The organism is Malikia granosa (genome assembly GCF_002980595.1).
GTDB lineage: Bacteria > Pseudomonadota > Gammaproteobacteria > Burkholderiales > Burkholderiaceae_C > Malikia > Malikia granosa.
The window spans coordinates 38,725-56,023 of the sequence record NZ_PVLQ01000023.1 but is presented as its reverse complement, the minus strand read 5'-3'; the positions used below and the strand labels follow the sequence as shown (position 1 = coordinate 56,023).

The following is a 17,299-nucleotide window of genomic DNA, read 5'->3' as shown; positions in this document are numbered from 1 at the left end:
GTGAACCGTACATCCCGGAAAACCTCCACCCTGGCGAGAGAGTTCTCCCACTGTCGGTGCGGGGGCTGCTGACCTACTTGCGCGAGGCGTTTTCGAGTCCTTTTTCGAGCGTTCCAAACCCCTTTTTACCCATGCGGTGGTGAGCCTTTTTCAGGCCAGACTACCCCGTGATGTGGGTCGGCGAGCCACTGTCCTGACGTGGGCTCGGAACAGGGCAAGCCGGGTGCGGTCCTGCCGACTAGGAACTGCTGCGGAGATTCACTGGTGCGGTGCTGCTTGGGCCAGGCGCAGCGCTGCGAGGCCTGGTCCTGGCGCAATGGGTGAGCCTTCTCGCCATCCGCTTCGCCCAGGATTGTCTTGCCAACAAGCCGTTCCTTGCCTCCTGCTAGGCATGCTGGTAATGCACATGCCGGAGCTGCTTGCGCTGGGTCTTTGGGTCTGTGCCAGGCAGGCAAGGCAAGTGGGATTTGAGCTGGCATACTCGCCAGAACGAAGAAAAAACAACGCCCGCCTGGACGCATGAACCAACAAACCCTCTCTGCCTTCATCTGGTCGGTGGCCGACCTGCTGCGCGGCGACTACAAGCAATCCGACTACGGCAAGGTGATCCTGCCTTTCACTGTGCTGCGCCGGCTGGACTGCGTGCTGGAACCCACCAAAGCGGCGGTGCTGGCGGAGCTGGAAGCCAAGATCCGGATGGGCATCAACCCCGAGCCCTTTCTGCGCCGCATGGCCGGGGTGAACTTCTTCAACCAGAGTCCCATGGACCTGAAGAAGCTGCTGGGCGATCCGGACTACGTGGCCCTGAACCTCACCACCTACCTCCAGGGCTTCAGCCCCGAGGTGCGCGACATCTTCGAGCGCTTCGAGTTCCAGCTGCAGATCGAGCGCCTGGCCAAGGCTGGCCTGCTGTATCAGGTGGCCGAGAAGTTCGCCCAGATCGACCTGCACCCCGAGGCCGTCAGCAACATGCAGATGGGCCTGGTGTTCGAGGAGCTGATCCGCAAGTTCGCCGAGATCAGCAACGAGACCGCTGGCGAGCACTTCACCCCGCGCGAGGTCATCAAGCTGATGGTCAACCTCATCTTCATCGAGGACGATGAGGTGCTGAGCAAGCCCGGCGTGGTGCGCACCATCTACGACCCCACGGCAGGTACCGGCGGCATGTTGAGCGTGGCAGGCGAGTACTTGGCCGAGCACAACCCGCAGGCGCGACTGACCGTCTTCGGCCAGGAGCTGAACCCCGAGTCGTATGCGATCTGCAAGGCCGACATGCTCATCAAGGGCCAGGACGTGGCCAACATCGCGTTCGGCAACACCCTGAGCGACGACGGCCACGCGCACAAGAAGTTCGACTACATGCTGTCCAACCCGCCGTTCGGGGTGGAATGGAAGAAAGTCGAGAAGGAAGTGCGCAAGGAGCACGAGCAACAAGGCTACAACGGCCGCTTCGGACCGGGCCTGCCGCGCGTATCGGACGGCTCCATGCTGTTCCTGCTGCACCTGATTGCCAAGATGCGCCCGGCCGCCGAGGGCGGCAGCCGCTTCGGCATCGTGCTCAACGGCTCGCCGCTGTTCACGGGTGGCGCCGGCAGCGGCGAGAGCGAGATCCGCCGCTACGTGCTGGAGAACGACCTGCTGGAGGCCATCGTCGGCCTGCCGAATGACATGTTCTACAACACCGGCATCGGCACATATGTCTGGGTCATTAGCAATCGCAAGCCGGCAACACGCAATGGCTTGGTACAGCTGATAGACGCCAGCGGCCTGTGGCAGAAGATGCGCAAGAGCCTGGGGAGCAAGCGCAAGGAGCTCAGCGACGCCCACATCGACCGCATCACGCAGCTGTTCGGCCAGTTCGTCCAGGCCGAAGAAGACGGCAAGCCCATCAGCCGCATCTTCCGGAACCAGGACTTCGGCTACACCACCATCACCGTCGAGCGCCCGCTGCGCGACGAAGCCGGCCAGCCCGTGCTGGGCGTCAAGGGCAAGCAGAAGGGCAAGCCCCAGCCCGACAGCGCCCTGCGCGACAGCGAGAACGTGCCGCTGAGCGAAGACGTGCAAGCCTACTTCGAGCGCGAGGTGCTGCCGCACGCGCCCGACGCCTGGATCGACCATGACAAGACCAGGGTCGGCTACGAAATCCCGTTCAACCGCCATTTCTATGTGTTCAAGCCGCCGCGCCCGCTGGCCGAGATCGACGCCGACCTCAAGCGCAGCACCGACCGCATCCTGGACATGATCAAGGGGCTCTCGGCATGAGCTTTCCGAGGTATCCGAGCTACAAGGACAGCGGCGTGCCTTGGTTGGGGGATGTACCGGCGCATTGGCTTGTGCAACCCCTGAAGCATGCCGTTCAATTTCGCAGTGGAGGAACGCCCGACAAGTCGAACCGTGAATACTGGGATGGTGACATCCCTTGGGCTTCTGCCAAGGACTTGAAGGTAGACAACCTCTACGACACGGTTGACCACATCACCCAGCAAGCCGTTGAGGAAGGCGCAGCCACCCTCGTGGATCAGGGCGCCGTGCTGGTTGTGGTTCGCGGCATGATCCTTGCCCGGACCTTTCCGGTCGTGACAGCCAGGAGCCCGATGGCGATCAATCAGGACCTGAAGGCGTTGAGAGCCAACAAGCACATGGGCAAGGAATTCCTGCCGTGGCTCTTGAGGGGGACTGAGCCCGAGACGCTGGATCGCCTCGACGAAGCCGGTCACGGTACCAAGGCTCTTCGGATGGACGCCTGGGGTGCCATGTTGATTCCCGTTCCACCGTTGGAGGAGCAAGTCGCCATCACCGCCTTCCTCGACAGCGAAACTGCCAAGATCGACGCGCTGGTGGCCGAGCAGGACCGGCTCATCGAGCTGCTGAAGGAAAAGCGCCAAGCCGTCATTTCCCACGCCGTGACCAAGGGGCTGGACCCGTCGGTGCCGATGAAGGATTCGGGCGTCGAGTGGTTGGGGGAGGTGCCGGCGCACTGGCAGGTCATGCCGATCAAGCGCGACATCGAGTTCGTTACCAGTGGCGCTCGTGGCTGGGCAGAGAACTACACAGATGAAGGCGATTTGTTTATCCGGATTGGCAATCTGACACGTGACTCCATCCGGCTCGACCTGTCAGATACACAGCGCGTGACAGTACCTGAAAGCGCAGAGGTCGCACGCACCCAAGTCCGGGCTGGCGACGTTCTTTTCTCGATAACAGCGTTCCTTGGTTCAGTCGCAGTCGTTCCGCCCGGCTTGGGGCGTGCTTTCGTTAGCCAGCATGTGGCATTGGTTCGACCACGCGGGCGTCAACTGCAACCCGAATGGATCGCGTATGTCACCGCCTCGGATGTTGGAAAAACCTGTCTTGAGTCGCTTGGCTATGGCGGAACAAAGGTGCAGCTCAGCCTTTCGGATGTCTCGAGTCTGCTCGTCACCGTGCCGCCTCTCTGTGAGCAGGAAACGTTGACCCGATTCCTCGACCGCGAAACTACCAGTTTTGATGCGCTGATCTTGGAAGCTCAATCCGCCATCGCGCTGCTGCAGGAACGTCGCTCCGCCCTGATTTTCGCCGCCGTCACCGGCCAGATCGACGTGCGCAACCAGATGGCTTGACGCTCATTGCCCGCCTCTCACACCGGCCAGATCGCCGTTCGTGGTCTGCACGCTACCAAGGCAGCCGCGCTAACGACATTCGCGACCTGAGAACCTGAGAAACAGCGCAACCTGGAAACCACACACATGGCTTTGTACGAAATCCAGACCGACAAATTGAGCCCGGTACCCACGACCACCTTCGTGGCCGAAGCCATTTTGGAGCGCAAGCACTTGCAGCGCTTGCTACGTGCCGACACGGCAGCGCTTGGCGAAGATCTGCTGGTGCTGGCCGAGGAGTTCGGCAACTGGGAGGACAGCAACCGCCGCATTGACCTGCTGTGCCTGGATCGTGATGCTACGCTGGTGGTGGTGGAGATCAAGCGCACCGAGGACGGCGGCCACATGGAATTGCAGGCCATCCGCTACGCCGCCATGGTGTCGAGCATGACGCTGGACCAGGCAGTAGCGGCCCACGCCAGGTACCTGGGCGGCGACCCGGCAGAGGCAGAGGTCAAGGCTCGCAACGCGGTAGCCGAGTTTCTGAAACTGGAGTCCATCGAGGAAGCCGAACTGGTGGGTGAGGTGCGCATCATCCTGGTGTCGGCCGATTTCTCGTCCGAGATCACCACCTCGGTGATGTGGCTGAACAAGCGTGGGCTGGACATTCGCTGCATTCGCTTGTGCCCCTACAAGATGGGCGACAAGGTGCTGGTGGATGCGACGCAGATCATTCCCTTGCCCGAGGCTGCCGACTACGAGGTCAAGCTGCGCGAGCAGACTCAGGAAACTAAGAAGCTGCGTACCAAGCGGCAGGAGACGTTCAAACGCTTCTGGTCGCAGTTCATCGAACTCTCTACTCAGCACTCTGACCTGTTTGCGAATCGGTCCTCCACCACGGATCACTGGCTGTCGGCCGGCATCGGGCGGGCTGGATTCAACATTACGGCGTCCTTGACCGAGGATCGAGCGAGAGTGGAGTGCTACTGGCGGGTGGGCAAGAACAATGCCGCGCTCAACAAGCAATTGTTCAACACCCTGAAAGCTCAGCGCGAGAGCATTGAAGCCGCATTTGGCGAGAAGCTGGACTGGCAGGAGCTGCCCGGCAAGGACGGTTGCCGGATTTGCATCGACAACTCCGCCGGTGGCTGGAAGTCGCCGGACGCCGAATGGCCGCTGTTGCAGCAGTGGCTGTCGGAACAGTCGGCCAAGCTCGAGAAGGCGCTCAAGGCACCCATACAGGCCCTGAAGTTCTGACAACAAAGCAGGGGAGGATCACTTGGCACTGCATAACGAAATCCAGTTCGAGACCGACATCTGCCAGCACCTGGGCGCCCATGGCTGGCTGTATGCCGAAGGCGATGCCAAGGGCTATGACACCCCTCGCGCACTGTTTCCGGCCGATATGATCGCCTGGGTGCAGTCCACCCAGCCGCAGGCTTGGGAAGCCATCAGCAAGACTCATGGCAAGGCAGCCGAGACCGTGCTGCTGGACCGCCTGCGCAAGTCCCTGGACGAACGCGGCACGTTGGAACTGCTGCGGGTCGGCATGGACATGCTGGGCCTCAAGAGCCCCTTGAAACTGGCGCAGTTCAAGCCGGCGTTGGCCATGAACCCGGATCTGCAGGCCCGCTACGCCGCCAACCGGCTGCGCGTGGTGCGCCAGTGCCGCACCAACCACGACGACATCATCGACCTGGTGCTGTTCCTCAACGGCATTCCGGTGGCGACCGCCGAGCTCAAGACCGATTTCACCCAGGACATCAACGCGGCGGTGGACCAGTACCGTTTCGACCGCATCCCCAAGCCGAAGGGCAAGCCGTTTGCCGAACCGCTGCTGGACTTCCCGCGCGGCGCGCTGGTGCATTTTGCGGTCAGCAACCGCACGGTGATGATGACCACCCGGCTGCAAGGCCCCAGCACCTATTTCCTGCCTTTCAACCAGGGCGACCACGGCGGTGCCGGCAACCCGCCCAATGGCCAGGGCCACCGCACCGCCTACCTGTGGCAGCAGGTCTGGCAGCGTGACAGCTGGCTGGAAATCATCGCCCGCTACCTCGTCACCCAGCGCGACAAGAAGAAGCAGGTCCGTTCCATCCTGTTCCCGCGCTATCACCAGCTGGACGCCACCCGCAAGCTGGTGCAGGCGGTGCTGGCCGAAGGGCCTGGGCAGAAGTACCTGATCCAGCACAGCGCGGGCTCCGGCAAGACCAACTCCATTGCCTGGACCGCGCACTTCCTGGCCGACCTGCACGACGACCAGAACAGGAAGCTGTTCGACACCGTCTTGGTGGTCAGCGACCGCACCGTGCTCGACACCCAACTGCAGGAGGCGATCTTCGACTTCGAGCGCACAGCCGGCGTGGTCGCCACCATCAAGGGCGAGGCCGGCAGCAAGAGCGGCGAGCTGGCCGAGGCGCTGTCTGGCAGCAAGAAGATCGTCGTCTGCACGATCCAGACCTTCCCGTTCGCCCTCAAGGCAGTGCAGGAGCTGGCGGCGACGCAGGGCAAGCGCTTCGCGGTGATCGCCGACGAGGCGCACAGCAGCCAGACCGGCGAGGCAGCGTCCAGGCTCAAGCAACTGCTCAGTGCCGACGAGTTGAAGGACCTGGCCGATGGCGGCGAGGTCGGTGCAGAAGACCTGCTGGCAGCGCAGATGGCCGCCCGGGCGAATGACGCGGGCATCACCTACGTGGCCTTCACTGCCACCCCGAAGGCAAAGACGCTGGAGCTGTTCGGCCGCCGACCGAATCCGGAGCAGCCCGCAGGACCTGACAACCTAGCCCAGCCCTTCCACGTCTACAGCATGCGCCAGGCGATCGAGGAAGGCTTCATCCTGGATGTGCTGAAGAACTACACGCCCTACAAGCTGGCCTTCAGGCTCGCCAACGAGGGCAGGGAGTGGGACGACAAGGAAGTCGAGCGCAGCGAGGCCATGAAGGGCCTGATGCGCTGGGTGCGCCTGCACCCGTACAACATCAGCCAGAAGGTGGCGGTGGTGGTAGAGCATTTCCGAGAGAACGTGCAGCCCCTGCTCAAAGGCAACGCCAAGGCCATGGTGGTGGTCGGCAGTCGAGTCGAGGCCGTGCGCTGGAAGGTGGCCTTGGATCAGTACATCCAGGACAACAGCTACCAGCTCGGCTCCCTGGTCGCGTATTCGGGCGAGGTCAACGACCCCGACAGCTTCCCCGAGCCCGTGACCGAAACCAGCGCCCAGCTCAACCCCAACCTGAAGGGCCGCGACATCCGCGACGCCTTCAAGACCGACGAATACCAGATCCTGCTGGTGGCCAACAAGTTCCAGACCGGCTTCGACCAGCCGCTGCTGTGCGGCATGTACGTGGACAAGCGGCTGGCGGGCATCCAGGCGGTGCAGACGCTCAGCCGCCTGAACCGGGCCTACAACGGCCCCTTCGGCCTGAAGGACACCACTTACATCCTGGACTTCGTCAACGACCCGGACGAGGTGCTGGCCGCCTTCCAGACCTATTACGAGACGGCCGAGCTGGCCGGCGTGACCGATCCGGAGCTGATCTACACCCTGCGCGCCAAGCTGGACGGCAGCGGCCATTACGACGATTTCGAGGTCGAGCGTGTGGTCTTGGCCGAGCTGAACCCCAAGGCCACGCAGGCGATGCTGGTGGCGGCAATCGAGCCTATGGCGGACCGGCTGCTCAAGCAGTACAAGGCCGCCCAGCAGGCCATGGCGATCGCGGAGGCCAAACACCCAGGCGGGCCAGCATCTCAGCAGGCCAAGGACGAGCTGGACGCACTGCTACTGTTCAAGCGCGACCTGGGCACCTACGTGCGCGTCTACGCCTTCCTGAGCCAGATGTTCGACTACGGCAACACGGCGATCGAGAAGAGGGCGCTGTTCTTCAAGCGGCTGCTGCCGCTGCTGGAGTTCGGCCGCGAGCGCGAGGGCATCGACCTGTCCAAGGTGGTGCTGACGCATCACCGGCTGAAGGACCAGGGAAGCCGGAATCTGCCGCTGGGCGAGCAGGGCGCCGACTACAGACTGCGCCCCCTGACCGAGCCTGGTGGCGGGCAGGTGCAGGACAAGCAGAAGGTGCTGCTCTCAGAGATCGTCGAGAAGGTCAATGACCTGTTCGAAGGCGAATTGACCGACGACGACAAGCTGGTCTACGTCAACCACGTGCTCAAGGGCAAGCTAATGGAGTCCGACCTGCTGCGGCAGCAGGCGGTGAACAACACCAAGGAACAGTTCGCCAATTCACCGGACCTGGCTAACGAGATCCTGAACGCCGTCATGGATGCGCTGACGGCGCACACCACCATGAGCAAGCAGGCGCTGGATTCGGAGCGGGTGCGGACCGGGCTGAAGGACATCCTGCTGGGACCGGCTCAGCTGTACGAAGCGCTGCGGGCAGGGTGAGATGATGTCTGTAAGATATTTTGGAAATTGTTGACAATCGCTGAAATTTTAGGCAATATTTCGGACGTGAGGTTGGAATTTTAATTGCTTGAAGAGCTTGGGTACACAATTTATTCTGACTGCGTCCGTAAATTGATTTTGAGTTCTCAGGCCTTGGTTGTGAAATCTGTGTCCTGGCGCGAGTTTTAGCAAAAGACTTGCTATTTCATGAAATTTATGTACTATGCCAGTTCCTGTTTTTACTGGGGCTGATATTATGTTTCGAAATTTTCTGGCGCGTGCTGGCTACCCTGTTGATCCACCCTTCGAGGGTTTCAGTGATGAACTATGCTTCATCCCAGGTTGGCGAAAGACAAACAACGCTGGTTATCACTTTGTTGGTGCTAAAGAGTTTGCAGAACCCAGAACTGAAGTTGGTCATCGGCTGGTCGTGAAATTGTTGCTTGGGCCTCTGGATGGCTGGGTGCTGCACCGTTGTGGAAACGCTTCCTGTCTGAATCCCTACCATCTTTATGTTGGAGATGCTGATCAAAACTCTAGGGATAGAAAACTTCATGAGGCGGCTAGAGCTGCCATGAATGTTGAGAACTCTACAGAAGACGTTGGGCAGTGGGTGCGAAAGCCTAAGCCTGTAGCTCTTAGTCAGGAAGAGTCACTTATGACGAGAAGATTTCCCGGCTTCTTTCCGGACAGGTGTTTCTTTGCTGATTGGCTTCATTTTACTTTTGATGGATATCCGCAGCTTTGTGAAAGTGAGCATCCAGGGGCGGTAGTGGGAGCTCATAGAAAGATATACCAGCTATTTAATGGGCCGCTGAATAAATATGATATCTTGATACATGCATGCAACAATAAGCACTGTTTAAATCCGTATCACATCGTTAAATTTGGTAGGGAGAATGTTGATGATTGGGATTTTAAATATGATAGGAGGTGCAAGATTAACCAGGCTGGCCGAGAAATGATTAAAGATAGGACGATGAGTGCTAAAGAGGTGTCGCAAGAAATAGGGCTGCACATTCAAAGGGTATATGAACTACGCCGTGCGCTTGGATAGTTGTTGCTTTGGATTTCCTGCGGGCGGCTGATTGGCGCATCGAGTTGCCCTGACTTGGGAGAATTTTTCCAATTTAAGGCTCTGCATGATAGTAACGTGCAAAGCATGGTCCATCATGTGGAGTCATAGGGTCCGTATTTTAGGTGGTGTGGCAATTCGGCTTGTTTTAAGGCACTCTACCTTTATGGCTTAACCTGAGGAGCCTCATTTGGGTGCCAATTCGCATTCACAGCTGGGAGGGTGTTTTCCTGGTTAAGCCATTCTGGTTCTATTGATGCGTTCCTATTCTTGTCTTGGTTGTCTTGGTGTTTAGGTATTTTTTCAATGTAGATTATATATTTGTTTTTGACTTAATGCCGCTGAATTTCAGTATCAATTTGAAAATCAAAATATGATTGTTTGCAAGCTGAGTTGTAAGATTTTGTTTTGGTGTTGACCTTATGTCGTGCCATGCCTGGTTGGCCAAATTTTCAAGCAAATTTTTTGTAGAGTCACTTGCATACAGTTCAGGTATTAACAAAGCACATTGCGAAACTTGGGTATTTATCTGGCCAGATTTGAGGCTGCTAGTTAATCCTTCTGGTAGTAAGTAGTTGGTTTATCTTTGGATAATCTTAATAATGACATGGTGGCCTTGTTGTGAGGTAATTTTTTATAAGTATGGCTTTTCGTAATATTGTATGGAAAGCTGATCAGACCTGATGGCCACGAGATCGGATTGACTTTAGATCTCGGAAGTCATAGCTTGATCCTGGTCGGAATTTTGATAAGCTGAGGTGGAGCAGCGCCTGTCCTGGCTAGCGAGTCCGAAATTCCACATGCTAATCCGGATGCCCATAAATAGTTGGTGCAACACTTGAAAAGTGGAAGCACGGTTGACTATATGTTTGGCGGACACAGACCGACCAGACGAGGCGGTGCTGCTGTAAAGTATCTCGGTACAAACAATGGCCCACCAGTTCTACCGCAGTCCAAGAGAGTTCACCCATTTCGCCTTATTTATTTTTGACTTGGTGCTGCAAGGTCGTAAGAACTGGCATTTCAATCCTTGTTGGCGAGTAGTGCGAGTCCGGCTCTGATGGTTGTTGTGCCGTGGACAGAGGTTTCGTCGTTCAAGCCGACCAGTGGCGGCTCGTTGGCTTTTCTTGCTTAGTTGACCGTGTAGTTCCGGTGGGCCATCGACAGGATGCTTACTAGGTCCGAGTCTCCGCGTCTTTGAGCTTGGCGTGCTGGACTTGATTCGGAACAATTTTGGAGGTATCGCAGACGGTGTACTTACCACCTTATCTCACCTGACGGTCTAGTGCACCTCGAGACCGGCCAAGGCACCCTGTAGATGCTCCGCAGCCTAAGTCTTCGGACTCTGTGGCCCCATGTCTCCGCACCGTGCAGCAGTGAGGGCAGCAGCCAGGAGATGTGTTTGTCACAGTCCATCCTTCCGCCACAAGGGCTGTCGGCCAAGGCAGCGTGTGGGTTGAGGGTATCTCTGGCTTAACCTTCCAATGAGTAGTTGTTGTGTTTTTGCTCGCGTTACGATCCAGCCCCTGAGTGATGCTTAGCTGAAGCGAGGGGTTAAGCCGGGGAGGGGGTAGGTAGACCTATATAAACCATCTAGGCTTTACCTAGGAGCTCCATTTCCTGGTCTTTCTGGCGACGTAAGTATATGTTTTAATTGAAATTATTCCAATCACTTCGTATTATTCCATTTATGTGTGTCACCTTATTTGCTATGGATGTCACATTTCTAGCTTTGATAGACACATTTTTGACTGCCAAGGTCACATTTGGGAGCTCGCTCTAAGTTGCACATGACCGAGGTGACCTGACGCATTGGCTCGTTGGATGGTCTCAATCTGAACGTCTTCTGGAGAAAGACTGCGGCACAATAAGGCTGTGTCGACGTCCCATCAGCCACCTCACACCATCGAAGAGTTGCTGCGCATCATCGAAGCGCGCGACAGTGAGGTGGCGCTGCTCAAGCTGATGGTCGACAAGCTCAAGCTGCAACTGCTGCGCCGCGTGCGCGCCGAGTTCGGCAGTTCCAGCGAACAGTGGGCGGCACAAATCCCCCTGATCGATGGCGGCGAGGCTGCGGTGGCGATGCCTGCCAAGGCAGCCCCCGCCCAGACTTCAGCCAACGACGCGCAGATCGACCGCCGACTGCCAGCGCATCTGCGGCGTGAAGTCCAAGAACACCTGCCCGAGGCCCGCGACACCCACCACGACAGCACCGGTCAACCGTGCGGCTGCACGGCTTGTGGGGCTCGGCTGCGCAGAATCGGGCAAGACGTCTCCGAGCAGCTGGAGTATGTGCCGGCGCACTTCAAGGTCATTCGGCATGTGCGCCCCAAGCTGGTCTGTGTGGGCTGCCAGGCGATCTTCCAGGCCAGCGCACCCAGTCGCCCGATTGCACGAGGCGTCGCGGGTGCGGGGCTGTTGGCCCATGTGCTGGTAGCCAAGTATTGCGACCACCTGCCGCTGTACCGCCAAAGTGGCATTTACGCCCGCAGCGGTGTCGAGCTTGACCGATCCACGCTGGCGGGCTGGGTCGACCAGGCCGGCCAGTTGCTCGACCCGCTGGTGGCAGCGCTCGGGCGCTACACCTTGGCAGCCGCCAAGGTCCATGCCGACGACACGCCAGTGCCAGTGCTGCAGCCAGGCCGTGGCAAGACCAAGACGGGGCGCTTGTGGGTGTATGTCAGAGACGACCGCGCGGCGGGTTCGAGCGAGCCGCCAGCGGCCTGGTACCAGTACACACCCGATCGCAAAGGCGAACATCCGCAGCGCCACTTGCGCCACTACCGTGGCATCCTGCAGGCGGATGCCTACGGCGGCTGGGGCAAGCTCTACTCAGGGCAGATCACCGAGGCGGCATGCTGGGCACACGCCCGCCGGCCCTGGTGGGATTTGTACCTCAGCAGTGGCCGGGACGAGACCTCCATCGCGGCACAAGCGCTCGGACGCATTGCCGAGCTGTATGCCGTCGAGCGCGACATCCGGGGGCAAGCCCCTGAGGTCCGGCGCGCGCAACGCCAGGCGCGGGCGGGTCCGTTGCTGCAGGAGATGCACGCCTGGCTGAGCCAACTGCTGGGACGGGTGTCGGCCAAATCGGCCTTGGCGCAAGCCATCGGCTACAGCCTGACGCGCTGGCGGGCCCTGACCCGGTATTGCGACGATGGCCGCATTGAAATGGACAACAACGCGGCCGAGCGGGCGCTGCGCGGTGTCGCCCTGGGCAGGGGCAACTACCTGTTCATGGGCTCGGACACGGGTGGCGAGCGCGCGGCCGCCATCTACAGTCTGGTGCAGACGGCCAAACTCAACGGGCTCGATCCCGAGGCCTACTTGCGCGAGGTGCTCAGCCGCATTGCCGAGCATCCCATCCACCGCATCGAAGAACTGTTGCCCTGGAACCTGGCGGCGATCGGTACCGGGGATATTGAACAACGGCTGGCGGCATGAGCGCACCGAGCATTGACGCGCGGGTGCTCGAAGCCCTGCAGCAAGCCAGCAGCCTGGAGCTGTACCAGCTCAGCACGGTCATCGAACGTCTGCTGGCGGATCCGCGGCGCATCATTGCCGTGCGCAAGGACCTGCATCTGGGGCAGACCGTGCGCTTTGTGGACTGGCGCGATGGCAGTCTGCGCGAGGGCAAGGTCGTGGCCATGCGCGACACCCAGGTCACGCTGCACGACTTGCGTGAGCGCCGTGAGTGGAAGCTGCCTTACGCAGCCATCGAGCCGCCGCAACCCGATCCGGCGGCACCTCCCCAGGCAGCAGAGCCAGAACCGCCTGCAGCACCACGACCCACCCGCAACGACTTCCGCTGCGGCGAGAAGGTCGCCTTCGAGGACAAGTACCTGCAGACCGTGGTGGGCACCATCGTGCGCATCAACAGTCGTACCGCCACCATCGATCCCGGCGACGGCACCCAGTGGCGCGTGGGGTTCTCCTTGCTGCGCCACGTCCTCGACGTTTGAGCTCTCCGCATCCCCCCGTCAAGACGGGTATTGAGGCGACGCTTACGACCAGGTGCCAGCTGCCCAGGTAGGGCGCCTGATCGGGCAAGGGCTTACAGGTGGGTCCGCTCCAGCGCAAAGAGCTGCAGCGGGGCGACGCGCGTGGTGCCGTGGCAGCGCTGGCCCGCTTCGTCTGTAACCACACCCGTACCTGCGCGTTGAGGTCGGCCAGGTAGCGGAAGTGGCGCAGCGGCTGGGACGTTGAGCGGGCACTGCACCGTCCGCTGCTCAGGATGGATCCACACTCCTGTATGACGGGCGAGCGAATTGACTGGGTACCTCACAGGCCACTTCCAGTCGCTGGTCGCCGTACTGGCCAAGTCAGCCGCTTCAACGCATCCAGGCAAGATCGGTAGCGCTGCTCGGGGTGGGCGCAGTGCTCCATCTGCCAATGCATCACGGTTTCGGTGACCACCCCACTCGGTCGGCTCAGGCGTTGAGCCGGGCTTGGCCGGGGTCTAATGCTGCTCATGATCTGGCCTGCACTGTTAACCTTCAGCCTTAGTAGGGATACTGAGCAGATAACATAACACCTCATCCTGCCTAGGGATGGTCTGAAAAACCACAGTTTATGACGAAAACACAGATGTAACCCATTGATTTTGTATGGTCGATTTTCGACGCGACGGGTTTTGCAGAGGATCCCTAGAGCATTTAGACCCGCCAAATTCTGATTGCTGACTTGCTACGCACATGACACAAAGTTCAGACTCACACGATTACCGCCACAGCGGAGCACATTCATCTCGGTCGTACCGCGAGCAGGCTGAAGCTGTCCGAGCTAGCCTGGAAAGTTCAAAACTCGACGAAACAAAGCGTATTTTGCTACTCCAAGGTGCGAAAAATTTAGAAATAGCTGCAGATCGTATTGATAATCCAAGAAAATCAGAAGAAGCGATTTTAAAGTTCGATATATACACGCATGAGGATGTAGTTAAAAAAGCGCGACTTCTACAAGCGGTCTCAGTTGGCGAGAAGGTTTATCTGCCATTTTGCACTCCTTTGGAACGCATTCTCCCGCTCTGCTTTGCTCGGTCTTCACTTTTCCCTGCTACTGAGCGAGAAGAGCTTGTAAAAAATATAGTCCCGGCAGAAGTAACAGAAGGTCAAAATCTTGAGACTGTCGATCGGGATGTTAAAGAAGGTTCTATATATAAAATAGAAGTTTCTTCTTCCAAGGAAAAGCAAATAACCTTAACACTAGAGGGTGGGCGCCTGTATTCATATGATCGTGCAATTTTCGCAGCATGTCTTTCTAAATATAGAGATCAGCCACTTTCTAGCGGGCCGGGCAGCCCTTGGATTGAACTTAGCTTTGGTGCCTTGGCGAATTTATGTGGAACGACTCGCGGATCAAGTAGCTACGCGGCTATGAAGGCAAGCTTGAATCGCCTTGCAAATACAAAACTTACAATTGGTCAATCATTGGGAAAGTCAAGAATTACATTAAATCCGATGATGGAGGTTAAGTTTAAATTTGATGATCAATCGCGACCTAAGAAAATTCAGTTTAGGATAGGTCAGGAGGTTGCAGAGCTTTTTGGTAGGCAATCATGGTGGCGATTTCCGCATGAGGTGTTGAAAATGCAAGACCTTGTCGGCTGGCTTGCTTCCTTTTTTGCTTCACACAAAAATCCTAGAGAGCTTCCTCTTAGTTATTTATACCGACTCTCGGGGCTTCGGTGCAAGGAGTCAGATTTCAAGACCCTGCTAACAAACGCACTTGAAAAACTGAAATCACCAAAAGTACCATCACAAGCACGTGTTGTGAGGTATGATATGTGGTCGCATTCAATCCATGGTTATGTGGTTGTATTGGTGACAACCGCAACCATGCTAAAGTCATAATCTAAAGCTCTGGATAGTCAGCATAAAGATTGAAATTTTCTTGATGTAATGTGTTGATCCGAATTTTTAGTTATTATTAAACGTAATCTGTCGATATGAGTAGGTCGTTCGATGCCTGATTGATGCCTTGGTTTTACTAAAGTTTCCGGAGGTAAAGTTACTTCCGTAGAATCGAGGCATGACCACCGAAAAAAGACTGGCTCTCGCAAGCTTGACCTTGCGAGAGCCAGCGCTAAAGCCCAAGCCAATTCCGGGGCGCCCTACGAAGCTCAACGCGCCTCAGATGCAGTCTCTGGCTGAGGCGGTGACTGACAAGACCCCATTGTGGGGCACAGCTTGGCGGTCGGATCGTGGACGCTGTCGATCCTGCGAGAGCTCATCCGGCCCCAGTTTGGTCATACCATGTCCCTGTCCTCGGTCAGTCGCGTCATGTCGCTGCTGGGCATCACGGTGCAGACGCCCCTCTACCGACATCCTCGCGGCCCTGCACAAGGTTTACAAGTAAGTCCGGCAGGTTGGTCACGTTATGCCGAATAAGTAGAAGAATGGTTTTAACGGCCTGTTGAAGATAAGCGGACGGGGGTGAAAAATTCCAAGTTGGGGAATACGATGCGTTCTAGGATCGCGCTCTTGACATCGACGTCGAGCTCGCCTTGATACTTTTTGACCACCGCTGATACCTCCCCGGCGACAATCGAGTCCTGTGCTTGGGCCAAGTTAGTCATGCTTTGGGCGTGGCCAGTTATAGACTCTGCATTCACGACCCCTAAATTTGCTGCACGGCTCAGGAGTGTTGAGCGGAATGCATGCATACCCACGATCTTTGCACCGTGTGTGTCATCGCGCAGGCCTATATCACGTAAGAACTGCCGGAACCATTTCTCAGCCTCGGTTGCTGCCCGTCCTTTGCCAGGCGAGAAACCGGGAAACAGTAGCTTTATTCCCTGCTTTTTAAGTTCGTCCACATAGTCCAGAAATCCCATCTTGATCAACTGGCTGTGAATAGGCACCTTACGTCGTGAAGATTTCGTTTTGACTGTCTTTTTGACACTGTCGGCGGCTTCAGACTGTGGGGTGATGTTCAAGTACCAGATGCCAGATCTCTCATCCTTGAGAATGTCAACCATGGGGTTCAACTGGCATAGCTCGTTGACCCGGGCACCGGTATGGAGTCCCACATGCGGCAGCCAGAACATGTGCAGTTCATCTGGCTGCTTCGCAAAGCCCGCCATCTCTGGTCCTTGGAAGAGGCGTTCCAGCTCTTGAGGAAGAAAAGCTCGCTGATGCCCTTCGCCTTCTTCGCGGCTGCCGGTGTAGCGGATCATCTCCGTAGTCAGCGTTGTCGGGAAGCCTTTGTCCTGCCAGTTTGTTCGTGCCGTGCTTAGGAATGGGGTGATCACGGCTTTATATGTACCTTCAAAGGTCGCTGGCGCCATCTCTCCTAACCCTAGGTTCGCTACCTCAAGAACCGTCAGTTTTTTCTGCCGGGCGACATCCTTCCAGCGTGGCGGCAGCTTGTTGACGACCTCAAAAAAGCGGTTGATGTCAGTTTGCCTCAGCGTGTGTATGGGCTTGTTACCCACCACCTCTTGGAACATCGGGAGTACTGCACAGACCTTTTTGTACATGGCTTCAAACTTGTCGGCTTGGTATTTGTCGATGTAGTCTTTGATGACCTCTGACAGTAGGTGCTGTTCCAGGCAGGCAGTCTTGGGCGTAGGCACGTCCTCACCTTCGTAGCGACGTAACAGCTTCTCGTTGGTCCGGATGACGGCCCTGCCGTAGGCTATGGCCAGTCGTCTGAAGTCACTGTCACCCAGTTGCTCGTCGTAACGGTGCAGGTACAGAAATTGCCTGAGCATAGGCCCCAACACCTCGATGTCACCAACCGCCACGGCCGCCTTCATTTCAGGCAGGACATCGTTGTAGGCTTGTTGGTAGTCTGCAATCTCGGAGATGTCGTAGGTGCCAGTCTCGCGCCGCTTCTCGTCGCCTGCCAGAGCCGCTGCCTCGACATGCTGGGCGATCCGGTCGATGTCTTCGGCGGTCAACTCCCTGAGCACTGTGGCTGCCTGGACATGCCGCGCCGCAAAGAAGTCTGCTTTGCGTTGCCGGAGCTTGCGCCAGTCAGCCTGTAGCTTTGCATCGGCAACGTGGAAGCGCTCTACAGCGACTCGGTAGTCGGAGGTCTTGAGAGACTTGAGGTGTTCCTTCTTGCCATCGGCCTGGAGCAGATCCTCCGGGATTCTGCGGCGATGGTAGTAGCGGCCGTTTTTGTTGTTGCGTACCAGGCCTGTGGGAAGTGGGGGCATGTCCGGCTCCTTGATGGACACCGAATCCCTTTTCGACATGTTGTGTAGCACCTTTGTGTAGAAAAACAAAGAAATAAGCCGTTGATTCT

At 57.7% G+C, this 17,299-nt stretch carries 10 protein-coding genes; 9 read left to right on the top strand and 1 reads right to left on the bottom strand.

Going from position 1 to position 17,299, the window contains the following annotated elements:
* Nucleotides 1–519 precede the first annotated feature (519 nt).
* The 9 genes from C6P64_RS06980 to C6P64_RS18785 all read left to right on the top strand — a co-directional run bounded on the left by C6P64_RS06980 (nt 520) and on the right by C6P64_RS18785 (nt 15,435).
* Complete coding sequence (locus C6P64_RS06980; protein ID WP_105747868.1) at nt 520–2,262, top strand: type I restriction-modification system subunit M; 1,743 nt, start codon at nt 520–522, stop codon at nt 2,260–2,262.
* Nucleotides 2,259–3,599, top strand: a complete 1,341-nt coding sequence (locus tag C6P64_RS06975) for a restriction endonuclease subunit S (RefSeq protein WP_105747867.1) — start codon at nt 2,259–2,261, stop codon at nt 3,597–3,599. The genes C6P64_RS06980 and C6P64_RS06975 overlap by 4 nt, the downstream gene beginning before the upstream one ends.
* Nucleotides 3,600–3,725: 126 nt before the next feature.
* Nucleotides 3,726–4,835 (top strand): DUF4268 domain-containing protein, encoded by a 1,110-nt coding sequence (locus C6P64_RS06970; RefSeq protein WP_105747866.1) that lies wholly within the window; start codon nt 3,726–3,728, stop codon nt 4,833–4,835.
* A 22-nt stretch (nt 4,836–4,857) separates the two neighbouring features.
* A complete protein-coding gene (locus C6P64_RS06965; protein WP_105747865.1) occupies nt 4,858–7,974 on the top strand; it encodes a type I restriction endonuclease subunit R in 3,117 nt (1,038 codons plus the stop codon).
* A 223-nt stretch (nt 7,975–8,197) separates the two neighbouring features.
* Nucleotides 8,198–9,031 (top strand): hypothetical protein, encoded by an 834-nt coding sequence (locus tag C6P64_RS17905; protein WP_146115875.1) that lies wholly within the window; start codon nt 8,198–8,200, stop codon nt 9,029–9,031.
* 1,893 nt (nt 9,032–10,924) lie between these two features.
* A complete protein-coding gene (gene tnpC, locus C6P64_RS06960; RefSeq protein WP_105747864.1) occupies nt 10,925–12,493 on the top strand; it encodes an IS66 family transposase in 1,569 nt (522 codons plus the stop codon).
* On the top strand, nt 12,490–13,011 hold the full coding sequence (locus C6P64_RS06955) for a hypothetical protein (RefSeq protein WP_105747863.1): 522 nt from the start codon (nt 12,490–12,492) through the stop codon (nt 13,009–13,011). Before tnpC ends, C6P64_RS06955 begins: the two co-directional genes overlap by 4 nt.
* Nucleotides 13,012–13,743: 732 nt before the next feature.
* A complete protein-coding gene (locus C6P64_RS17900) occupies nt 13,744–14,898 on the top strand; it encodes a hypothetical protein (protein ID WP_146115874.1) in 1,155 nt (384 codons plus the stop codon).
* 324 nt (nt 14,899–15,222) lie between these two features.
* On the top strand, nt 15,223–15,435 hold the full coding sequence (locus C6P64_RS18785) for a helix-turn-helix domain-containing protein (protein WP_425436736.1): 213 nt from the start codon (nt 15,223–15,225) through the stop codon (nt 15,433–15,435).
* A gap of 14 nt (nt 15,436–15,449) precedes the next feature.
* Here C6P64_RS18785 and C6P64_RS06945 read toward each other — a convergent pair whose 3' ends face one another.
* Nucleotides 15,450–17,210 (bottom strand): site-specific integrase, encoded by a 1,761-nt coding sequence (locus C6P64_RS06945; RefSeq protein ID WP_245911656.1) that lies wholly within the window; start codon nt 17,208–17,210, stop codon nt 15,450–15,452.
* Nucleotides 17,211–17,299: the final 89 nt, after the last annotated feature.